Raw genomic sequence first — 21332 nt, forward strand, 5'->3', positions numbered from 1 at the left:
CATAAGCAGGCCTTTATCTGATGTTATTAGGAAAATTCTGGCATGGCGATTGCAATTCTTACCCTGTCACAGCATAAAACGTATTCCTTCCCGCCGGTGATAATGGCAGTCAAAGACCCGTAACGGAGGCAAAATGAACTTAAGACGACTCAAATACTTCGTGAAAATCGTCGACATTGGCAGTCTGACGCAGGCAGCAGAGGTTCTGCACATTGCGCAACCGGCACTCAGTCAGCAGGTCGCAACGCTGGAAAATGAGCTGGACCAGCAACTGCTGATCCGCACCAAGCGCGGTGTGACGCCGACCGAGGCCGGCAAAATTCTCTATTCACATGCCCGCGCTATATTGCGTCAATGTGAACAGGCTCACGCAGCGGTGACCAATGCCGGCCAGACTATGAACGGGCAGGTTTCCATCGGGCTGGCTCCGGGGACCGCTGCTTCCTCTCTGACCATGCCTTTGCTGCAAACGGTGCGTGAGCAGTTTCCGCATATTTTGGTCTACTTGCATGAAAACAGCGGCACCTCGTTGAACGAAAAAGTGATGAATGGACAGCTTGATATGGCGGTGCTTTACGACCGTGCACCGACGGCAGGGATCACCAGTATGGCGCTGATGAAAGAAGATCTTTATCTGGTGGGTGCCACCGACTGTCCGGGACAGAGTATCGATCTTGCCGGGGTGGCGCAGATGAATCTGTTCCTGCCGCGGGATTACAGCGCCGTGCGTAAACGTGTGGATGAGGCTTTTTCGCTGCGTCGTCTGAGCGCCCGTATTATCGGTGAGATCGAGTCCATCGCCACGCTTACCGCCGCGGTGGCCAGCGGTATGGGAGTGACGGTGTTACCGGAATCTGCCGCGCGTGCATTGGTCAGCTCCACCCATGCCTGGATGGCTCGTATCAACAGCCCGACACTGAGCCTGCCGCTGTCGCTGAATGTTTCTGCCCGAATGCCGTTATCACCTCCGGCGCTGGCAGTGAAAAATATTCTGCTGTCATTGCTCACAAGGCCGCTGCCTGAAGATCGCGAGCTGATGCTGGTCAGTTAACGGATATGCTCTGCTGTTATCACTAAAAAGCATATAAAACCTCTTTTTATTATTTGTTGCGACCGATTTGCATCCTTAACATGATGCAAACTGACAGATAACAAAGAGAGGGACCAGCGTGAACTTTCAGCAGCTCAGGATCATCCGGGAAGCAGCACGCTGTGACTTTAATCTCACCGATGTAGCCAACGCGTTGTTTACCTCTCAGTCCGGTGTCAGCCGCCACATTCGCGATCTGGAAGAAGAACTGGGGGTGGAAATTTTTATCCGCCGAGGCAAAAGGCTGCTGGGAATGACTGAACCTGGCAAGGCACTGTTGACCATTGCCGGACGCATTCTTGATGAGGCGTCAAAAGTACGCCGTCTGGCGGATGTTTTTACCAATGAGTCCAGCGGCGTACTGTCGATTGCCACCACGCATACCCAGGCACGTTACAGCCTGCCAAAAGTGATCAAATCTTTTCGCGCACTTTACCCCAATGTACGGCTGGAGCTGAATCAGGGTTCTCCGCAGGAGATCGTGGCCATGCTGCTGGCGGGTGAGGCGGATATTGGTATTGCCAGTGAGCAGGTGGTCAACGTACCCTCGCTGGCGGCTTTCCCCTGGTTCAGCTGGCATCACGCTCTGCTGGTGCCAAAGGGCCACCCACTGGAATCCGCACAGCCGGTTTCTCTTACCGCGCTCAGTCGTTATCCACTGATCACATACCGACAGGGTATTACCGGACGATCGCGGGTCGACCATGCCTTTCATGCCGCAGGGCTGACAGCGGATATTGTACTCAGCGCCCAGGACAGCGATGTGGTGAAAACCTATGTCAGTCTGGAATTAGGGGTGGGCATTCTGGCCGACTAGGCCTGCCAGCTGGATCCACATTCCGGTTTGACCCGGCTGGAAGCCAAACATCTTTTTGAATCCAACACCGTGTGGCTGGGGTTGAAACGCGGGCAGTTGCAGCGTAACTATGTCTGGCAGTTCCTTGAGCTGTGCAATGCGAATCTGTCGCTGGAAGAGATCAGGCGTCAGGCACTTGCAATGGAACCGGAAAGCGGACAATCCGCCATCGATTTTCAGATCTGAAGAGGTGCTGCCGTAGCACGGCATAAAATGTTGTGCCGGCGCGTAAACCCGCAAAGCGGTTTCAGTTTCATCCACCGTTACGCTCAGGTTACAGTGAATATAAGCATAACAAGGGGATGCTATGTTCATGCAACGCTACGATCCTGAGCTGCTGTGTCAGAAGGCCTGCTTTGCGGTCGCTGGCAGGCGGCCGCCAGCGGCGGAACCATCCCGGTTATCAACCCGGCCAGCGGCGATATCCTCGCCACTGGCCCGTCACTGGGCGTAAAGAAACCTGTGAGGCAATCACCTTTGCCGATGCGGTGCGTCTGAGTTGGGCAAAAACGCCTGACGCGCAACGCGCGCGCCTGCTGGAGAATGGCACCCGCTGATCCTGGACAACGTGGAGGATCTGGCAACCCTGATGACCGCCGGGCAGGGCAAGCCACTGGCGGAGGCCAGAGGGGAAGTGCTGTATGGTGCCAGCTTTGTGAAGTGCTTTGCCGAAGAAGCCCGGCGTATCTGTGGCGAAACTATCCCGGTTTTCGCCGACGACGACGTATTCAGGTACTGAAACAGCCGGTTGGCGTCGCGCGGGCCATTACGCCGTGGAATTTCCCTATTGCCATGATCACCCGCAAAGTTGGCCCGGCGCTGGCGGCAGGCTGCCCAATAGTTGTTAACCCTTCCGAACTGACCCCGCTCAGCGCGTGGCGCTGATTAATGCTGCCGCCGTCGAAAAAGTGAACGCGGATAGTGAAGATGCGATCGGTCCTGGGGGCAGAGGTACTGACTGGCGGAAGCCACGGAGAAGGCACGTTTGTGATGTCCACGGTACTGGGCAAGGTCTCCCCGGCGATGCGCATCGCCCATGAAGACACCGTTGGTTCGGTGGCACCGCTGTTTGTTTTCGGTACCTAAGAGGAAGCAGTAGCCCTGGCCAATGACACGCCTTACGGGCTGGCCGCCTGTTTTTTCACTGAGGACAGCCGCCGCACAGGGTGGGTGGGGGAAGCGCTGGAGTTTGGTATGCCCGGCCACAATACCGGCGTTGTCTCACTGGAAGTGGTTCCCTTTGGCGGCATTAACATGTCCGGCGTGGGGCGGGAAGGCTCATATCTGGGTAGGGAATACCTTGAGAGTAAAACATTCCATTTTGGCAGTCTGAGTTAATATTATTCAGCTGTCGCGTGCAGACTAAACCGGCTCTCATCAGAGGGGAGCCGGTTTTTTTATGACTGAGAGAAATGGCCATTTGCGACGTCGGAAATATTACCGCGCAGGCAGTGGTGCCTTATCAGGATGATTTGTGGCGGGACATAAATATAAAGGCTGGTGTTTATTTTGCTGTGTTAAAAAGAAACGCTGGCCTGTCTGCAATGGTGCAGTCTGACTGGGGTGCGCCCTGCGATGGTGCGTGTTTAATGCCATGAAAATCATTAATTTAGTTAAGCGGCGTATCCGTGGAGTTTGCGCTTAAATTACGGCATAAAATTTTTTTTATGCCATTTTTATGCATTTTAATTTTTCCACGGGCTGGCATGTTTTCTGCATTGAATTAATCATCGTGGCGGAAAAGCGCAGCAGGTTATTAGCAAAATAAACACGTTGCCTGCAGGGAAATTATCCTGTTGGTGCGGGTAAAATATGGGGTTATTTATGTTAAGTTTCGATCCCGATAAAATAACGTTGCCCGATGGGCATTATATTGCCGGACAGCGAAGTAAAAGCCACTCTGACTCTTTTCCCGTCCGCCGCCCCTCAGACGGGCAGGTGGCGGGTGAGCTGGGCAGCGCCAGCCCTTCCGTGGTGGATGAGGCAGTGTGCGTGGCCGACCGGGCAGCAAAAGAGAGCGGCTGGGCAAGCTGTTCTCCCCGTCAGCGCGGCGCGGTATTACAACGGTGGGCCGATCTGATTGCTTCAGATCCGTACCTGCCGAGACTGGAGGCGCTGGCCTCGACACGTCCCATTTATGACGTGGTAAATCATGAAATTCCCTTCACCGCGGAAGCCATTCGTTTTTACGCCGAGTGTGCCGACAAATACAGTGGCGATCTGCTGCCCACCCGTGCTGCCAGCCTTGGCATGTTGATACCGGAGCCGTATGGCGTGATCGGGGCTATTACCCCCTGGAACTTCCCGTTGTCAATGGCATCGTGGAAATGTGGCCCGGCGCTGGCCGCAGGGAATGCCGTGGTGCTGAAGCCATCTGAACTGACGCCGTATTCCAGCGTTCGTCTGGCGGAACTGGCCGTGGAGGCTGGGTTACCTGCCGGGGTGCTGAATATTGTGCAGGGCAGCGGCGCGATCACCGGCAGCGCGCTGGTGGCGCATCCACTGGTACGTAAAGTCTCCTTTACCGGTTCGACCGCCACCGGTGCGCGGATCATGAGCGATGCGGCCTGCCACGGCATGAAACCGGTGACCCTGGAGCTGGGGGGGAAAAGTCCCCAGCTGGTGTTTGACGACGCGGGCGAAGTGAAAGAGGTGGCGGGGCGTATCCTGCGCGGCTTTACCGCCAACGGCGGCCAGGCCTGCGTGGCAGGCACCCGGCTGATCGTGCAGCGTGGCATTGCCGATGCCCTGATAGCCGAGCTGATCGCACTGTGTCAGGGGTTTCGCCCCGGTGTCACCTGGGATGAGAACAGTCGCTACGCACCGGTTATTGACAGCCGTCAGGCGGGAAAAATTCAGCAGCTGGTGGACGCCACCCGCCAGCAGGGCGGCACGGTACTGGTGGGCGGCGAACGTTTTGCCGACACCGGTGAAGGCTGGTTCTGGCAGCCGACGCTTATCACGGATGTGTCACCGGACAGTCCGGCGGTGCAGGAAGAGATTTTCGGCCCGGTGCTCACCGTGCAGATATTCGATAAGGAAGAGGAAGGGCTGGCGCTGGCGGCCCATCCGACCTACGGACTGTGCGCGGGCGTGCACACCAAAAGTCTTGATCGGGCGCTGCGCGCCACGCGCGGCATTGCCGCCGGGACGGTGTGGATTAACCGCTATGGTCGTTCTGGCGATTTTATTATTCCCACTGGCGGTTTTGGCGGCTCTGGCATCGGCAAAGATTTGGGACGCCATGCTTTCGAAGCCTGCCAGCGCTACAAAAGCGTACTGATTGACTTCTGACATTTCACCCACTCCTGAACCTGAAGAGGATGCGTCATGGCTGTGTTTAAACCGAAATACATTACCTTCGACTGCTACGGCACGCTGATCAACTTTGATATGTTGGGCGCGGCGGCCAGCCGCTTTGCAGACCGTGTTGATCCACAACAGATGGCGGCATTTACCGAAGACTTCTCCCGCTTTCGTCTGGATGAAGTGCTGGGCGCGTTCAAACTTTATCCGCAGGTGGTGGCCAGTGCGCTCCGGCGTACCTGCAAAAAATGGGACGTGGAGTGCACCGATGATGATTGTGCGGCAATCATGACCGCCTGTGCCAGCTGGGGACCCCACCCGGATGTTCCCGAAGGACTGGCAAAAGTGGCGGAAGCATTTCCTCTGGTACTGCTGAGCAACTCCACTGACGAACTGATTAAACACCATGTGCCGCGTCTGGGTGCGCCAATCCATATGACCATCACTGCCGAAGAGGTGGGAGCCTATAAACCGCAGATGAAAGGCTTTGAGTACATGCTCGACAAGCTTGAATGCGGTCCTGAAGAGATCCTGCACGTCTCCAGTAGCCTGCGCTATGACCTGATGACCGCGCACGATCTTGGCATCACCCATAAGGTGTTTGTTAACCGTGGGCATGGGCCGGGTAATCCTTACTATGGCTACAGCGAAGTGCAGGGTATTAATGATCTTCCGGCAGTGGTGGGGTTGTAAATCCGACACAGGAGCAGGGTGATGAAACTGGAATCTTTCTGGCAGGCAACGTCACCGTTATTTACCGGTGCGCAACAGCGGGATCTGCCCGCCACGGCAGATGTGGTGGTGATTGGCGCAGGCTTTACCGGCATATCAGCCGCACTGTCACTGGCTCGAAGTGGACTGAATGTGGTGGTGCTGGAGGCTGGCACGGTGATGAGTCAGGCTTCATCCCGCAACGGCGGTCACTGCAATACTGGCGTGTCGCAAAACTTTGCCTCGTTGGTGGCATCGGCGGGGGTTGAACAGGCCTGCCGCTACTATCGCGCCTTTGCCGACGCGGTGGACTATGTTGAACAGCTGGTCACTGATGAGCAGATCGACTGCGATTTTCTACGCTGCGGCAAAATCAAACTGGCCAGTAAACCATCACATTTTCCCGGATTACAGGCCACTTATCAGGCCCTGCAACGTTATGTCGATCCCGATGTCACGCTGCTCAGCGCGGATGAGGTCCGCCACGAGGTCGGCTCTGCCGCCTTTCACGGCGGCCTGATCCAGCATCGTGGGGGTCAGATGCATATGGGAAAATTTGGTATCGGGCTGGCAGAAGCGGCGGCACGCAGTGGTGCGGCAATTTTCCAACACACGCCGGTAACGCATCTGCACCGGCTGAAGGGTTATCAGCATCGTGTTGGCACGGCGAAAGGCGATATCGTGGCGGAAAAAGTGCTGATGGCGACCGGCTGTTCGGATGTTGGCCCGTTTGCGTGGTTCCGGCGTCGGATTATCCCGGTGGGCAGTTTTGTTGTGGTCAGCGAGCCTCTCCCCGCCCGGCAGTTGGCATCGCTAATGCCCGGAAACCGTACCTGCGTGACCTCGATGAATATTGGTAACTATTTTCGCACCACCGCTGACAACCGGCTGGTATTTGGTGGACGTGCCCGCTTTGCCATCAGCAGCCCCACCTCGGACGCACGCAGTGGCAAGGTCCTGCAGGCGGGGATGTGCAAAATTTTTCCGTCGCTCTCCGGGGCAAAAATTGACTACTGCTGGGGCGGTCTGGTGGACATGACCGCAGACCGCCTGCCGCACGCCGGTGAACATGAGGGGGTTTTTTACTCGCTGGGTTACAGCGGACATGGCACCCAGATGTCGGTGTGGATGGGGCAGGTGATGGCAAATCTGCTGACGGAAAAAAGCCGTGAGAATCCCTGGCAGCGGGACAGCTGGCCTGCCGTCCCCGGCTATTTTGGTAAACCCTGGTTTCTGCCTGTCGCGGGCCTGTATTACAAGGCAAAGGACCGGCTCTCCTGAGCCATTCACGTTCCATTCTGAGGGTGTGCAGATGAGTAAATTTCGTAAAGTATTCAACCAGGTTGACCCGTCTTTCACTCAGGCTATCGATGGTGTGACACTGTCACGCCGTCAGATGATCAGGCTACTGTCGGCAGGGGCGGTAATTGGCACTGGGCTTAGCGGCTTTCCGGCGCTGAGTTTTGCTGAAGATACGCCAGCCAGGGGAGGCAAATTACGCGCAGCGCTGGCGAATGCGTCCGCTACCGACACCCTCGATCCGGCGAAAGGTAGCAACAGTGCGGATTACTGTCGTCAGTTTATGTTTTACAGCGGCCTGACCGAGCTGGATAAAAATCTCACCGTACAGCCCGCGCTGGCGGAGTCCATCACCAGCAGCGACGGTATCACCTGGCAGATTAAACTGCGTCCGGGGGTGACCTTCCACGATGGCAAAACCCTGAACGCAAACGATGTGGTCTGGTCGCTCAACCGCCATAAAGATCCGGCGGTGGCCTCTTCTGCAATAACCCAGGCGAAGCAGTTCAGCAGTATCACCGCTGTCAACCCAATGGAAGTGAAGCTGGTGCTGACCCTGGCCAATTTCGATATGCCAACCGTGCTGGCAACCAGTCCGTTTCTGATCCTGCAGGAAGGTACCAAAGACTTCAGCAAAGCGGTGGGTACCGGACCCTTTATCTGTCAGAGCTTTACCCCCGGCGTCAGCACCGTAGGCACCAAAAACCCACATTACTGGAAGCCCGGCCTGCCGCATCTCGAACAGGTGGAACTGCTCGGCGTCACCGATCAGGCTGCCCGCGTGAATGCACTGATGTCCGGTGACCTGCATATGGTTGCGGCGCTTAACACCAGCGACGTGAAGCGCCTGCGACAGTCAGGTCAGTTTGATGTGCTGGAGAGTAAATCGGGCATGTACAGTAATCTGATTGTCCGCACTGACATCAAACCCGGTAGCAACCCGGACTTTGTGCTGGGAATGAAGTACCTGCAACCGCGTGAAATTATTGTCAAAACGGTAATGCAGGGCTTTGCTGAGGTGGGCAATGATATTCCGGTGCCGCCGTGGCATCCCATGTACAACAGGGATATTCCGCAGCGTCCGCTGGATGTGGAAAAGGCGAAATACCACTTTAAAAAAGCCGGAATGGCCGGTGCCACTGCCGAGATTATCACCACCCAGAATATTGAGAGTTCGGTGGAGGGCGGACAGCTAATCCAGCAGCTGGGGCGCGCTGCCGGGATGAATTTCAACGTGCGGCGCGTGCCTTACGATGGCTACTGGTCGACGCACTGGACCAAAGATCCCATTGGCTACGGGTCTGTCAACCCACGGCCCACCGTCGATTTGCTGTTCTCGCAATTTTATCTTTCCGATGCCCCGAACAATGAATCAGGCTGGAAAAACCCGCAGTTTGACCAGCTGGTGATCGCTGCCAGAGGGGAGCGGGATACCGCGAAGCGTAAACAGATGTACGGCGATATGCAGCGGCTGATCTATGACCATTGCGGTACGCTTATCCCGTCTTTTATCAGCTCGCTGGACGGCTACAGTAAGAAGGTGAAAGGGATCGAGGCCTGGCCGTCAGGGATGATGATGGGCTTTCGCTTTCACGAATTTGCCTGGCTCTCGTCCTGATAAGGAGACGTGTAATGAACCGCTACATGCTGTTACTGATTATCCGACGCTGCGGTGCCGGCATTCTGACCCTGCTTATCGTCTCGGCGCTGGTCTTTTTTATCACCAGCCTGCTACCGGGCGATGCGGCACAAATGGTGCTGGGACAAAGTGCCACGTCAGAGACCGTTGCCGCACTGCGCCAACAGTTGGGTCTGGATCAGCCGCTGATGGCGCGCTATTTCAGCTGGCTGGTGGGTATCGCGCACGGCGATTTTGGCACCTCATTTGCCAGTCATCTGCCGGTGGCCCAGCTGGTGGCGCAACGAATGCCCGCCACCTTTGAGCTGGCGGCGATCGCCACGCTGGTCTCGGTGCCGCTGGCGCTGGTGATTGGCCTGACGGCGGCGATGCAACGGGGATCGCGGTTCGATCGTGCGCTGATGATAGCCACGATGGCAATGGTGGCGGTGCCGGAATTCCTGGTGGCGACCATTGCGGTAATTATTTTTGCGGTTAAGTTGCACTGGGTGCCCGCGATGTCGCTGGGTACACCCGCCACTGATGTTCTGAGCTACCTGAAAACATACGCGCTGCCGGTGCTGACGCTGTGTTGTGTACTGGTGGCACAGATGGCACGGATGACCCGTTCGGCGCTGATCAACCAGATGGACAGTCCCTATCTTGAAATGACCCTGCTGAAAGGGGTAGCGCCGCTGCGGGCGGTATTACGCCATGCGCTACCGAATGCGGCAGGTCCGATAGCCAATGCCATCTCACTCAGCCTCGCTTATCTGTTTGGTGGGGTGATTATTATTGAGAGTATCTTCAGCTATCCGGGACTGGCGAGCCAGCTGGTGGATGCGGTCAGCAACCGCGATCTGCCGGTCGTTCAGCTCTGCGTGATGCTGTTTGCCGTGTGCTATCTGCTGCTGCTGCTGCTGCTGGCTGATATCCTCACTATTGCCTTCAACCCCAGATGGAGAGGCTGATGAACGTGATAACTTTCCCCTGGCGTTTCTTTCTGTCGCTGAGCGTCAGTGGCAGAACCGGTTTGCTGATCACCTTAACATGGATTGTGCTGGCGGTGGCGGGTCAGTCGCTTGCCCCCCATAACCTGGACGATATTGGTGCCGGCGCGCTACTGAGCGGTTTCAGCCGGACGTTCTGGCTGGGAACCGATTACCTGGGCCGCGATATGTTCAGCCGTATTCTGTATGGCGCACGTTACTCAATCGGGCTGGCGCTTGGTGCGGCGCTGCTCGCCAGCCTGACCGGCACCTTGCTGGCCCTGCTGGCAGCGGTAACCGGACGTTGGCTGGAGGAGATTCTGGGGCGTATCAACGACGCGATGCTGGTGTTGCCAGGCAAAATCCTTGCGCTGATGATTGTCGCGGTATTCGGATCGTCGCTGCCGATGCTGATATTAACGGCGATGTTTACCTACTGGCCGGGAGCCTATCGCATTGCCTGGGCAATGGCCTCCAGCCTGCGTTCGCGGGATTACGTTCGCGCCTCACGGCTGCGTGGTGAAAGCCGCTTTTATATCGCCGTTCATGATATTTTGCCCAATATGCTGCATCCGATGCTGACGGATTTTGGCCTGCGTTTTGTCTATATCGTGCTGCTGCTCAGCGGGCTGAGCTTTCTCGGGCTTGGCGTCCAGCCTCCTTATGCCGACTGGGGCACGCTGGTGCGCGAGAACCTGCAAGGTCTGCCTGATGCCGCACCTGCCGTGCTGATGCCTGCGCTGGCTATCGCCAGTCTGACTATTGGTGCCAACCTGTTTATTGACAGCCTGCAAACCATGCGACCGCTCAGTGCGGTGAAGGAGGGGGTATGAATGTCACCCCACATGCGGCGCGCCCGTTGGTGGCAGTGGAGAACCTGTGTGTCACCGCCCATACGGACGATGGACGCGACATTCCGCTGGTCAGTGATATCCGTTTTACCGTGCAGAAAGGAGAAGTGCTGGCGCTGATTGGGGAGTCCGGCTCAGGGAAAACCACCATTGCGCTGGCGCTGATGGGCTACGCCCGCCACGGTTGCAAAATTACCGCCGGACATATTCACGTTGCTGGCACCGATGTCACCACGCTTAACGCGAAACAGCTGTGCCAGTTTCGCGGTAATAAGGTGGCGTATATTGCGCAAAGCGCCGCCGCATCGTTCAATCCGGCGATAAAGATTATGGCACAGGTGATTGAACCGGTGGTGATACACGGGGTGATGACGCGGGCCGCGGCGGAGCAAAAAGCCGTGCAGCTGTTTCGTGAGCTGGCGTTGCCGGACCCGGAAAATATCGGCAAACGCTACCCGCATCAGGTTTCCGGGGGACAGTTGCAACGCCTGATGACGGCGATGGCGCTGATCGGCGAACCTGAAGTGGTGATCCTGGATGAACCTACCACAGCGCTGGATGTGACCACCCAGGTGGAAGTGTTAAAAACCTTCCGCCGTGTGGTACGCCAGCGCGGCATGACCGCCATTTATGTCAGTCACGATCTGGCGGTGGTGGCACAGATGGCCGATCGCATTCTGGTCCTGTTGCAAGGGACGGTGGCGGAATATGGCACCACGGAACAGCTACTGCGTTCACCGCAGGCAGAATACAGTCAGCTGCTGCTTGCGGCGGCGAAGCAGCACATTCGAGCTGGTCCCTGGAAAATGCCGGACAGCCGCGAAGCACCACTTCTGGAGGTGCGGGATATTTACGCCGGTTATGGTCCGCTCAACCGCGAAGGCATACCTAAAATTCCCATCCTGCACGATATCAGTTTCCGCCTCTGGCGCGGCCAGGCTGTGGGCATTATTGGTGAATCCGGCTCAGGCAAAACTACGCTGGCCCATGTTATTGCCGGGATGAACGCGCCTTCCTCCGGCCATATTCTGTTCAACGGGCACTATATCGCTGGCGATATGCAGCAGCGCCCGCAGGATGAGCTGCGTCGCATTCAGTATGTTTTTCAAATGGCTGATACCGCGTTGAATCCGGCGCACAGCGTTGCCACTATTCTAAGTCGTCCACTGAAGTTGTTTCACGGGCTACGCGGTGCCGCGTTGCAAAAGCAGCTGGCGACACTGTTAGATCTGGTGCAGCTGCCGCACAGCGTGCTTGGACGACATCCTTGGGCGCTGTCGGGTGGGCAGAAGCAGCGCGTCAATCTGGCGCGGGCGCTGGCGGCAGAGCCGGATGTGATCCTTTGCGATGAGGTGACCTCGGCACTGGATACGGTGGTGGCCGCTGCCGTGTTGGATCTGATTACCGACCTGCGCCGCGATCTGGGCCTCTCGGTGATTTTTATCAGTCACGATTTGCATGCCGTGCGATCGGTGTGTGATGAAATTATGGTGGTGAAAAATGGCCGCTGCGTGACACAGGTGGCACGTGCCGATTACGATAAACCTTCTGGTGAACTCTATTACGAGCGCCTGAAACGCGCCGTGCCCGAGTTGCGTCAGGGCTGGTTGGATGAATACCAGTCCGGTGATATTGCACTGTAACAGCCAGCCGGTTTCTCACGCCGGGTTGTTTGCCCTGCGCTGCGTTAAAACCCCATGCCGATGTGGCAAGCTGAGCCGCGTCGGTTGCTAATCCTGGGCCACCTCGCCATTCCTGGCGGGTTGACGCTTCCGGCCCTGACGGGCCGGAGATGATGTAAAGGAGAAAAGATGAGCACAGAGTTTCGCGCAATGAGTTCACGGCATCTGGCACAGGCTGTCAGCCTGACGCAGAACCTGAAGTGGCCTCATCGCCTTGATGACTGGCAACAGGCACTCTCGCTGGGAGAGGGGATCGTGGCTGAAGAGGATGGCAAACTGGTGGGCACCATTCTGTGGTGGCGTTGGGGGGATGCGTATGCCTCGCTGGGGCTGGTGATTGTGGCCGATGACTGGCAGGGCAAAGGCATAGGCCGCAGACTGATGCAGGCCGCACTGGCGAAGCTTGTAGGATACCACGTGCGTCTGCATGCCACGGTCATGGGCAAAGGGCTGTATGAAACGCTGGGATTTATCGCCACCGGGGTGATTGAGCAGCATCAGTGTCGCGAGCTGCCAGAAGTGAAGGCTGTTTCTCCGGCCGAGGGCGTTTTGTTACGTCCGGCTTGCCGCGAGGACGCCGCAATGCTGGTGGCGCTGGAGCAACTGGCCCACGGGCAGCACCGTCCGATGCTTATCGACAGCCTGCTCAACAGTTCATCGCGTTTTTTGCTGCTGGAGCGTGCCGGCCGTATCGTCGGTTTTGCCTGCCAACGACCGTTTGGTCACGGTGAGGCGATCGGGCCGGTTATTGCGGAGGATCTCCCCCAGGCAAAAGTGTTGGTCAGCCACCTTCTCAGTGGACTGGGCGGTCAGTTTGTGCGCATGGATACCGAGAGGCAAACCGGTCTTGGCGACTGGCTGACAACCCAGGGGATGCCGGAGGTGGACCATCCGATCATTATGATCCGTGGCACGCCCTGGCAACCGGATGGCGCGCGGGCATTCGGCTTAATGACTCAGGCGATGGCCTGATGACTATCCTCTACAAATCCACGCCGGCACGGGGTGCCGTCTGGGCTACCTTACTGGCAGAACTGGCCCCGGATCTTACCTTTCGCCAGTGGCCGGATACTGGCGATCCCCGCGAGGTGACCTATCTGGTGGCATGGCAGCCGCCGGATGATCTGATGCAGTTCCCCAACCTGAACGTGCTTTTCTCAGTGGGTGCCGGGGCCGACCAGTTTGATTACCGCCGCCTGCCGCCTGCACTGCCGGTGGTCAGAATGGTCGAACCGGGACTCACCCGTGGGATGGTGGAATATATCACCTGGAGCGTGCTGGGGTTGCACCGGGGAATGCCGCGCTATCTGCATCAGCAGCGCTGGCTTGAACAGCCTGTCAGAGCGGCCGCCCACTGCCGCGTCGGGGTGATGGGGCTGGGTGAGCTGGGGACAGCGGTGCTGCAACCGCTGGTGCAGTTTGGCTACCCGTGCGCGGGCTGGAGCCGTACGCCAAAAAATCTGCCCGGTGTACACAGTTATGTCGGTGAGGCACAGCTGCCGGATTTCCTCGCCAGAACCGATATTTTGGTCTGTCTGCTGCCGCTGACGGCGGCGACGGAAAATATTCTCAATGCCGAACTGTTCAGTCAGTTGCCGCACGGGGCGGGGCTGGTCCATGCCGGTCGCGGCAGGCAGCTTCATCAGTTGGATCTGTTGTTGGCGCTGGAGCGTCAGCAACTGAGTGCGGCGGTAATTGATGTCACCGATCCTGCACCGTTACCGCAAGGCCACCCGTTCTGGCATCACCCGGCAATCTGGCTGACGCCGCATAGTGCCAGCCAGCCCCAGGCGGAAAGTGCGGTGCGGGCATTGCTGGATAATATCCGTCGTTTTGAGCGCGGTGAGCCCATGCACGGCCTGGTGGATCGCGCGCGCGGTTACTGAATACAGGCGAGTGTTATGGCCGCTGGGCGTGGCGAAAATGTCCCTCTCACATCCCGGCAAACGTCATCTGTCACTGCGCCGGTGAACCCTGCTACGGCAGTCTGGCCGTCAACGTCTGAAATACCGGCTGCATCAATGTCATACCGATGAGCCACAGAGATGCACAATTTACTGGCTGAACAGCAGACATCTTCTGATAACACTCTTTGACTGAATGCCTGCGAGGCACATGTCCCCCGCGGTGTTTGCCAGGGAAAAAGGTGCTGAAGTATGGGATGTGGAAGAGAATCGTTACACCCGGTCTTCGACCGGACCACTCCGACGGCGCAAAAATAGATTCTTTGAAGCTGACAGCGGTATGGCTTTGCAGGGAAAGGGATTAGATAGGGAATATCTGTCAAGCCTGTAACTGGCGTTGCCGGGTCACGGAGCCAGTTAATCATTCAACACCTGTTGGTGCCTCTATGCCTCCATGCGGCGTAGCAAGACTTGCTCGCCAGTCAAAATGTATTTAGGGTTTAATTACTTAATTGAACGATTTTACACGTTGAGGCTTGTGGCGTCGGTAAGTAGGTGGCCGGGATTTTATATTAAAAACGAATGGCTGACAGGGTCATAAAACGCTGCCAGCTGGCCGTTATTTGAGAATGGCAGTGAGGAGGATGCTGAATACGGAACCCGTTATGAAAGCGTGCCTGTCGTGACTTCCTCTTTCCGCATGTCCGCCATCGCAGGCTCCGGGCTGGCATGATCGGAATGAGTATCCTACGGCTCACGGGTAACCGGTGAGGATGCGGCGAAATGCCCCCTTCGGGCATAGTACATTAATTTTACTAATCATTCATGGTGCGATTTCGTTATGAAAATATCGCACCGAAATAAACAGGCGAATGGCAAGCGTTAACGATTCACTGTCTTTCAGTACGGCAGGATATGGTCAGTTACGAATACGCGAAGGCTTGGTCTACCGCTACTACAACGATTTGGGGCCCCATTCAGGAAACTGTTCCTGGGGAGTGGGTTCGCTGGCTCATTTTGGCGTATGTACCGACGAAGAACTTAACAGGCCCGTGACCGCCAGCGATATCAACACGGCGCTGGCGAAGCATGTACATAAAGTCGAACGGTATATTCGCCGTAAAATATCCCACCATCCTCTGACCCAGGCCCAGTTCGACGGACTGGTCTCGTTCATTTACAACGTATCTGATCCGTCGGCTGTGATGGAAACGACCGATCGTGGCGACATGAAAGCGGTACACGATAAGATGCTGCAGTATATTTATGTTTTTAAACATGACGCTAAAGCCGCAAAGTCGGCAACCCGAAAATTTTAGCCCCGCTTGACTTAAGAAGACTTGAAGACGTGGCTTTGTTCGGACAGGAATAATATGATTAAAAAATTATCAGTCGCTCTTCTGTTAACACTGTGTGTATCCACCACGGTATTTGCCGGCAGCGATAAAGAAACAGATGCCCGGCGGAATACCCTGACGGGAGCTGATTCGTACGGACAATACCATCAGTTTTCGAACCAGCTGCAGAAAGCGGTCAAAGAAAAGGATAAAAAAACCGTGGCTGCAATGGTCGACTACCCCATTACTGTCATCGTCAGCTATAAAGAAACTGATATTGCTGACAGCCATTTTGTTAAGGCATACGATAGCGTGTTCACTGACAGGCTGGTTAACATCATTTTGCATCAGACGTATGCAGACCTGTTCGTCAACAGTACAGGTGTGATGATCGGCCCGTAGGGAGAGCTGTGGTTCAGCTGCCTGTGCACCGTTAAAGACTGCAGCAAGTTTGATATCAAAATCATACAAATAAATAATTAACAGCGGGATATTTTTACTGCCCGACAGTCTCACCTCCCGCTACCGACCAGGAAAACACGGTTACCGGCGTTTCCAGCATAAAAGACATCCAGTGCGTTCTTGAGATGTTATGGTAAATGAAAATGGCTTTATTTATATGAAAAAAATTCACTGATAAAAAATTAATGCAGAAAACAAATGAGAAATATATGGATATCTTGAAAGAAAAAATTGACCTTGCTTCACGGTGTTATAATTTAAACTTAGATCATATTCCTGGAACGTTGCAGGTGATAGAGCATGCAATGTTGTTACTAAAAAACAATGCAGGGTATGGTTACTTTGGTTCATTCAATGGAAAAAATAAACAGGAATATCATTCATTTACATTCAATGGTGAGCATTCAAGACCAGTGAGGGATGATCTCTTTATCACAGATTATGAGTGCTTTGTTTCAGGATTCGGAGAATTTAATGAAAGTTTGAGAAATATTGGTAGCAGATGGTCACACTTTGATTCCACAAGAGCTAATAAAATAATTTATACATCTGTAATGTTTGTTGCATGCTGTTTTGATCTTTGGAAAAGTGGCAGCAGAAAGACTCCTGGAACATTTTTTGAAATTTTTATGGCGGCAGTGTTGAAATGGATGATTTCAGATGAAATTTTTTCAAAGCACATACCACTAATAGACCAACTTGAATCAGATGATGAATCAATCGATCCATCAAGTGTGTCTACTGACATTGTTATAAAGTCTAAATACAAAAATACTAGTGCAGTTATTCCTTTAAAGATAACTACAAGAGAGAGGATCGTTCAACCATTTGCTCAGCAGAGGATATTAGACTCATACTTTGGGAATGGTATTTATTTTTCTTTCTTAGCATGCATTAGCGAGACGCAACAAGACAAAAAGAAAAAAAAGGTTGATCATATATGCGTTCCGGGAACAATAAAATTATATCAAAAATATCTATCCAGTCTCTCTGGTATGTATTACTGCGATATTCCAGAGCGTTACTTGGAAAGAGATCTGACCGACATAATACCAGTCAGATCTATGGGGGATTTCTTATTCGACATCTACTCTTTCTTTAGACTGCAAGACTAAATTGCCCATCTTTATCCAACTCCATTGGGTTTTGGAAGTTAAAGTTACTTTTATCTTGTATCGTATCTAAACAATTTATTATTGCTGTTCCTGCTGCGTAGGAAACTGGCGGTGGGACAGCATTTCCAATTTGCAGCCTGATAGCATCACGGTTACCATAGAATCTATAATTTACAGGGAATCCTTGTAGCATTGCGCCCTCCCTTAATGTTATTGCTCTATCCTGTGATGGGTGTCCGTACCGACCTCTGGTGAAGCTATCGAAACCTGCTGTTATGGTTGGGCATTGTTTGTCCCATTCAAGTCTTCCATAAACGTCAGGCCATCCTCCCGATGCTGTATCAACATTTTGGTGGCATTTTAACCTTAAATTGTATGGTATATCTTTCCATCCTCCGCCAGGCGGTACATGTGAAAACCTTTCTTCATTAATCTTTGTTATTTTACATTTTATATGATTAGGTATTTCTTGGTGCTCTTTATAGTCTTCTGGTGGAGGCGGTAACTGGCCAATTACATCTCTTACTGTAAGGGGCTTATTCGATTTTAATAGTTGGGGTATGACTTTACCTTCTGATTTGTCTATTCCAATCATTAGAAAACGGCCTCTTTTTTGCGCAACCCCAAAATCAGATGAACAGATGAAATATGTGTATATGTTATAATTAAATAACTTAACCTTAATCTCTTCAATAAGAAATCTGCCTCTTTTTTGACCAAAAATTTCCACATTTTCAAATAAAAAAGCCCTGGGTTTTAATTCGTTAACTAACCTGGAATATTCAAGAACTAACTTGTTTCTATCATCATCAAGAAGATGGGCGCCTCTTTTTTGTTTTGAAAAACCCTGACAGGGAGGCCCACCACTGAAAAGATCAAGTCTCGTTTTTATGCCTGCTTTTTCTAAAAGAAACTTCCCACTAACAATAGAAGCATCTAATTTTTCGCAATGATTACCAATGTTTTTTTTGTAGGTTTCTACAGCATTTTCATTAATATCAAATGCCAGCCTAACATCAAAACCTGCTTGTTTTAGCCCGAAGGACATCCCCCCGGCACCACAAAAGCCCTCAATGCACGTTAGTTTATTAGATGTGTTTCTGTGTGGCATGATGTCTCACCTACAAGGGGCCGTTTACATGTATGATAGCGTAAATTATGACTAGAGGTCAATATTTTGATACAAAATCATATTAAAAATATGACTCCTGAAATTTGTAAGGCCTCCAGAGCCTTAGTTAATTTGACTCAGAAAGAGCTAGCTCTTATGGCTGGGATTGCGACGCCAACTATCGCTGATTTTGAACGTGGCGCGAGAAAACCTCATGGAAATAACCTGAAATCTATAATTATTGCCTTTGAAAATAAGGGGTTGGATTTCATTGAGGAAGGCGGTGAGATAATCGGGATCTTTATCAGAAGAAAGAATGCCAGGACCGAGGAATCTATTAATCTGTTAGGTCATTGAAGGTATCATCTTCTTGAAAAGAAAAAACTGCCCTGCAAGGCGGTTTTTTCAAAGGTTCTCAGAGCTGGCAACTCTTTGAACTGAGGTAACTGGCTTGGAGGAGCACCGTCACCAAAACGGCTCTGTCGCATTAACGGCAGTGGGCCGACAGAAAGTGCGCTCCCTGTTCTGCAGGCTGCCAGCTGATGAAAATGTTCTGCCGGGGACAATCCGTCCCCGTCCCCGTCCCTGTCCCTGTCCCTGTCCCTGTCCCTGTCCCTGTCCCTGTCCCTTGCGGATCATATGTCCCAGCTCAGTACTCGCAAGGATTGTCTGCACCCGCCGTAACGATTTGAATCCCGTCATCAGTTTTATCCTCCGTTTGATGTTACGGTGATCTGATCTTACCCACCAATAGTGGACACGCGACTAAGTGAGTAAACTCTCAACCAGGAGTAGCTCACATGACAAAACCCGTATAAACCAACAAGAAACCCCGCAGGCAGCACTCGCCTGAATTTCGTCAGGAAGCGCTGAAACTGGCAGAACATATCGCGGTTGCTGCCGTCACTCGCCAACTCAACCTGTATGAATCACAGCTTTACGCCTGGCGCAGTAAATAACAGCAACAGCTGACATCGTCTGAGCGTGAGAACGAACTGGCTGCTGAAAATGCCCGCCTCAAACGCCAGCTGGCCTACTTCCGGATAACCATAGTGGCGGATAGCATTGCGAAAGAAGCGCTGGGCGCCTGTCGCATCCCGCTTCGCTCTCAGCAGAAAATCGATGGTCTGATCTTCGGTATCAACCGCCCGGCACAGGTATTTCCACCTGACCCTGATACAGGTTTCATCCATTTGCCCACGGCGACCAGGAGTACGTTTGTGCCGGTGGAACGCCCTGTCCAGCAGGGGAACCATGCGAATAGTCCAGTGGTGAAGGGTGGAATGGTCAACCACCACGCCTCGCTCTGCCATCATTTCCTCCGGATTGCGCAGGCTGAGTGAATACGTCAGATATCAGCGGACTCACTGAGCAATAACATCAACGGGATAATGGAGGTGACTGAAGGTTTTTCGGAACTGAGTCATGGTCAGGCAACATTGCAGAAAAAAAACAGTATGTTACCTGACTATGCCTTAATGCGACAGAACCAAAAAATACGCCTGCATTGGTGAGGTGCGCGGTCTGGCAATGATGCAGGCCGTTGAAATTATCGACAGTGAAAGCGGAGAGCCGGGTGCGGTACTGACGCAGAACATTCTCGACTGTGCCTGCCAGGAAGGGCTGCTGTTGATCAAGTGCGGCGTGTAGCGCAATACCAGCCGATTTCTGGCGCCGCTGGTGACCAGTGATTCGCAGATGGAGGAAGCGCTGCATATTTTTGATATCGCCCTGGCAACTGCCAGCGGTCGCCTGGGATGATAATTCTTTCTCATTGATATTATTGCGTTTAGGGAGGAGCCTTCGCCGGGGGAAGCGACGGTAAAGGCTGGCGTCGCTGGCAACAAGCGTGCTATACCACTGGTATCCGGTGACACTATGATAATGAGGGGCGTTATGAACGGCTTGATGAAACTGGACCGCATCGACATTAATATTCTGGTTCAGCTGCAAAAAGATGGCCGCATCAGCAATGTCAATCTTGCCGATGCTGTCGGACTCTCTCCCAGCCCCTGCCTGCAACGGGTAAAGCGTCTTGAAGCCGCCGGTTTTATTACCGGCTATGAGGCCCATATCAATCTGACCAGAATCACCGATTCCGTCACGGTTTTCACTGAGGTGACGCTCGCCGGCCACCGGCGGGAAGATTTTATGCGTTTTGAGGCGGCAATTCGTGAGGTGGATGAACTGATGGAGTGCCATCTGATCACCGGCGGTTATGACTATCTGCTGCGCTTTATCGCCCGGAGTATTGAGCACTATCAGCAAGTGATAGAAGGTCTGCTGGATGGTAGCGTGGGGATTGATAAATATTTCAGTTACATCGTCATTAAATCACCGATTATAAAAAGCAGCGTCCCGTTGCGTTCCCTCATCGCCTGTTATACCCAGATCGAAATCTGACAGCGCCAGAGCTGGCGCTGTACCGTAACTGCTCCGGGTGAGTGCAGGCCTGTGCCGCTTACTACGGACAGGTTATCAAAACAGAATCAATGCCACCGATGAAAGGATAAGTCAGAGAGATACTTTATCAATGAACGCCTGTTACGGGATGATATTTCGGGCAGTATCCTCAGACAATACCCGGGCATACTCATCGTTAGTCGCAGGATTTTCACTGTTTTCGCTACAGAGTTAAGCCACTGTTTTTGTTTGTAGGGGCGTTGTGGTTTTCCTGTTTCTGTCCGGGGCCTGCATCCATCAGAGACCGATGAACGATATTCAGAGCGTCCTTCTGAACAGAACTACCGGCTTAGCAAGCTCACCATGAGCGAGGATGCATTTATTCCCGCTACCACCGTGGATCAGGTATCTCCGACCAGTGCAGGAGATAGGTCCTAAGGTTTACCAGGATTTCGCATGATGGCGGTTACCCACTATGCGTTAACCGTTTGTACAGAGGAGAAATGAGGGTGTTACCACGAAAAACTGCACCTTACTCAGTTGGGTAACCAACTTTTGGGGTGCAGTTAAATGGTCAGTGCTTTTTATTTAACAAATG

At 53.5% G+C, this 21332-nt stretch carries 17 protein-coding genes and 7 pseudogenes; 21 read left to right on the plus strand and 3 right to left on the minus strand.

The window, feature by feature from the left end; genetic code table 11:
* Positions 1-133 precede the first annotated feature (133 nt).
* The 17 genes and pseudogenes from nac to EB241_RS13420 all read left to right on the plus strand — a co-directional run bounded on the left by nac (position 134) and on the right by EB241_RS13420 (position 17220).
* Entirely contained in the window at positions 134-1051 is a 918-nt protein-coding gene (nac, locus tag EB241_RS13350) for a nitrogen assimilation transcriptional regulator NAC (protein ID WP_124233643.1), read from the plus strand.
* Positions 1052-1169: 118 nt separating this feature from the next.
* Positions 1170-2132, plus strand: a pseudogene (gene cbl / locus EB241_RS13355) (HTH-type transcriptional regulator Cbl).
* Positions 2133-2302: 170 nt separating this feature from the next.
* Positions 2303-2503, plus strand: coding sequence for a hypothetical protein (locus EB241_RS21520; RefSeq protein WP_233592608.1), 201 nt, complete (start codon positions 2303-2305; stop codon positions 2501-2503).
* Positions 2504-2535: 32 nt separating this feature from the next.
* Positions 2536-2831 (plus strand): annotated as a pseudogene (locus EB241_RS21525) (aldehyde dehydrogenase family protein).
* A gap of 105 nt (positions 2832-2936) precedes the next feature.
* Positions 2937-3284, plus strand: a pseudogene (locus EB241_RS21530) (aldehyde dehydrogenase family protein).
* A 486-nt stretch (positions 3285-3770) separates the two neighbouring features.
* The gene (locus EB241_RS13365) at positions 3771-5240 is read left to right on the plus strand and encodes an aldehyde dehydrogenase family protein (RefSeq protein WP_124233644.1); all 1470 of its coding nucleotides are present in this window, start codon (positions 3771-3773) and stop codon (positions 5238-5240) included.
* A gap of 36 nt (positions 5241-5276) precedes the next feature.
* A complete protein-coding gene (locus tag EB241_RS13370; RefSeq protein WP_124233645.1) occupies positions 5277-5945 on the plus strand; it encodes a haloacid dehalogenase type II in 669 nt (222 codons plus the stop codon).
* A gap of 21 nt (positions 5946-5966) precedes the next feature.
* Positions 5967-7244 (plus strand): NAD(P)/FAD-dependent oxidoreductase, encoded by a 1278-nt coding sequence (locus tag EB241_RS13375; RefSeq protein ID WP_124233646.1) that lies wholly within the window; start codon positions 5967-5969, stop codon positions 7242-7244.
* Positions 7245-7275: 31 nt separating this feature from the next.
* Positions 7276-8880 carry an ABC transporter substrate-binding protein gene (locus EB241_RS13380; RefSeq protein WP_124233647.1) on the plus strand — a complete coding sequence of 535 codons (1605 nt, stop codon included), beginning with the start codon at positions 7276-7278 and terminating at the stop codon, positions 8878-8880.
* 14 nt (positions 8881-8894) lie between these two features.
* Positions 8895-9851, plus strand: a complete 957-nt coding sequence (locus EB241_RS13385; RefSeq protein WP_124233648.1) for an ABC transporter permease — start codon at positions 8895-8897, stop codon at positions 9849-9851.
* Entirely contained in the window at positions 9851-10702 is an 852-nt protein-coding gene (locus EB241_RS13390; RefSeq protein ID WP_124233649.1) for an ABC transporter permease, read from the plus strand. Before EB241_RS13385 ends, EB241_RS13390 begins: the two co-directional genes overlap by 1 nt.
* Positions 10699-12363 carry an ABC transporter ATP-binding protein gene (locus tag EB241_RS13395; RefSeq protein ID WP_124233650.1) on the plus strand — a complete coding sequence of 555 codons (1665 nt, stop codon included), beginning with the start codon at positions 10699-10701 and terminating at the stop codon, positions 12361-12363. The genes EB241_RS13390 and EB241_RS13395 overlap by 4 nt, the downstream gene beginning before the upstream one ends.
* 168 nt (positions 12364-12531) lie before the next feature.
* A complete protein-coding gene (locus EB241_RS13400) occupies positions 12532-13374 on the plus strand; it encodes a GNAT family N-acetyltransferase (RefSeq protein ID WP_124233651.1) in 843 nt (280 codons plus the stop codon).
* Complete coding sequence (locus EB241_RS13405) at positions 13374-14288, plus strand: 2-hydroxyacid dehydrogenase (RefSeq protein WP_124233652.1); 915 nt, start codon at positions 13374-13376, stop codon at positions 14286-14288. Before EB241_RS13400 ends, EB241_RS13405 begins: the two co-directional genes overlap by 1 nt.
* An 890-nt stretch (positions 14289-15178) precedes the next feature.
* The gene (locus EB241_RS13410) at positions 15179-15625 is read left to right on the plus strand and encodes a glycoside hydrolase family protein (protein WP_124233653.1); all 447 of its coding nucleotides are present in this window, start codon (positions 15179-15181) and stop codon (positions 15623-15625) included.
* Positions 15626-15679: 54 nt separating this feature from the next.
* Positions 15680-16045 (plus strand): hypothetical protein, encoded by a 366-nt coding sequence (locus EB241_RS13415; RefSeq protein ID WP_124233654.1) that lies wholly within the window; start codon positions 15680-15682, stop codon positions 16043-16045.
* Between the two features lie 269 nt (positions 16046-16314).
* Positions 16315-17220: a type II site-specific deoxyribonuclease gene (locus EB241_RS13420; RefSeq protein ID WP_124233655.1), complete on the plus strand. Its 906-nt coding sequence runs from the start codon at positions 16315-16317 to the stop codon at positions 17218-17220.
* Here the strand turns inward: EB241_RS13420 and EB241_RS13425 are convergent.
* Positions 17204-18331, minus strand: a complete 1128-nt coding sequence (locus EB241_RS13425; protein ID WP_124233656.1) for a DNA cytosine methyltransferase — start codon at positions 18329-18331, stop codon at positions 17204-17206. The genes EB241_RS13420 and EB241_RS13425 overlap by 17 nt on opposite strands.
* 66 nt (positions 18332-18397) lie before the next feature.
* Here EB241_RS13425 and EB241_RS13430 point away from each other — a divergent pair, with 66 nt between their 5' ends.
* Positions 18398-18688 (plus strand): helix-turn-helix domain-containing protein, encoded by a 291-nt coding sequence (locus EB241_RS13430; protein WP_199737360.1) that lies wholly within the window; start codon positions 18398-18400, stop codon positions 18686-18688.
* A 264-nt stretch (positions 18689-18952) separates the two neighbouring features.
* On the opposite strand, the pseudogene EB241_RS13440 reads toward EB241_RS13430, so the two are convergent.
* Positions 18953-19075, minus strand: a pseudogene (locus tag EB241_RS13440) (DDE-type integrase/transposase/recombinase); the annotation flags it as partial.
* Between the two features lie 125 nt (positions 19076-19200).
* Between EB241_RS13440 and EB241_RS13445 the strand changes: the two are divergent.
* Positions 19201-19365 (plus strand): annotated as a pseudogene (locus EB241_RS13445) (transposase); the annotation flags it as partial.
* Here EB241_RS13445 and EB241_RS13450 read toward each other — a convergent pair.
* Positions 19366-19758 (minus strand): annotated as a pseudogene (locus EB241_RS13450) (IS6 family transposase); the annotation flags it as partial.
* 64 nt (positions 19759-19822) lie between these two features.
* Between EB241_RS13450 and EB241_RS13455 the strand changes: the two are divergent.
* Positions 19823-20092, plus strand: a pseudogene (locus EB241_RS13455) (aminotransferase class III-fold pyridoxal phosphate-dependent enzyme); the annotation flags it as partial.
* A 135-nt stretch (positions 20093-20227) separates the two neighbouring features.
* Complete coding sequence (locus EB241_RS13460) at positions 20228-20734, plus strand: Lrp/AsnC family transcriptional regulator (protein WP_124233657.1); 507 nt, start codon at positions 20228-20230, stop codon at positions 20732-20734.
* Positions 20735-21332: the final 598 nt, after the last annotated feature.

Source organism: Erwinia psidii (assembly GCF_003846135.1).
In the GTDB taxonomy this organism is placed as follows: domain Bacteria; phylum Pseudomonadota; class Gammaproteobacteria; order Enterobacterales; family Enterobacteriaceae; genus Erwinia; species Erwinia psidii.

What these genes read in the sequence shown, in the direction of transcription:
- EB241_RS13365 (WP_124233644.1), top strand. Translation starts at nt 3,771, where the DNA reads ATGTTAAGTTTCGATCCCGATAAAATAACGTTGCCCGATGGGCATTAT.
- EB241_RS13460 (WP_124233657.1), top strand. Translation starts at nt 20,228, where the DNA reads ATGAACGGCTTGATGAAACTGGACCGCATCGACATTAATATTCTGGTT.
- EB241_RS13415 (WP_124233654.1), top strand. Translation starts at nt 15,680, where the DNA reads ATGATTAAAAAATTATCAGTCGCTCTTCTGTTAACACTGTGTGTATCC.
- EB241_RS13420 (WP_124233655.1), top strand. Translation starts at nt 16,315, where the DNA reads ATGGATATCTTGAAAGAAAAAATTGACCTTGCTTCACGGTGTTATAAT.
- EB241_RS13375 (WP_124233646.1), top strand. Translation starts at nt 5,967, where the DNA reads ATGAAACTGGAATCTTTCTGGCAGGCAACGTCACCGTTATTTACCGGT.
- EB241_RS13425 (WP_124233656.1), bottom strand. Translation starts at nt 18,331, where the DNA reads ATGCCACACAGAAACACATCTAATAAACTAACGTGCATTGAGGGCTTT.
- EB241_RS13400 (WP_124233651.1), top strand. Translation starts at nt 12,532, where the DNA reads ATGAGCACAGAGTTTCGCGCAATGAGTTCACGGCATCTGGCACAGGCT.
- EB241_RS13410 (WP_124233653.1), top strand. Translation starts at nt 15,179, where the DNA reads ATGGCAAGCGTTAACGATTCACTGTCTTTCAGTACGGCAGGATATGGT.
- EB241_RS13405 (WP_124233652.1), top strand. Translation starts at nt 13,374, where the DNA reads ATGACTATCCTCTACAAATCCACGCCGGCACGGGGTGCCGTCTGGGCT.
- EB241_RS13395 (WP_124233650.1), top strand. Translation starts at nt 10,699, where the DNA reads ATGAATGTCACCCCACATGCGGCGCGCCCGTTGGTGGCAGTGGAGAAC.
- EB241_RS13390 (WP_124233649.1), top strand. Translation starts at nt 9,851, where the DNA reads ATGAACGTGATAACTTTCCCCTGGCGTTTCTTTCTGTCGCTGAGCGTC.
- nac (WP_124233643.1), top strand. Translation starts at nt 134, where the DNA reads ATGAACTTAAGACGACTCAAATACTTCGTGAAAATCGTCGACATTGGC.
- EB241_RS13370 (WP_124233645.1), top strand. Translation starts at nt 5,277, where the DNA reads ATGGCTGTGTTTAAACCGAAATACATTACCTTCGACTGCTACGGCACG.
- EB241_RS13385 (WP_124233648.1), top strand. Translation starts at nt 8,895, where the DNA reads ATGAACCGCTACATGCTGTTACTGATTATCCGACGCTGCGGTGCCGGC.
- EB241_RS13380 (WP_124233647.1), top strand. Translation starts at nt 7,276, where the DNA reads ATGAGTAAATTTCGTAAAGTATTCAACCAGGTTGACCCGTCTTTCACT.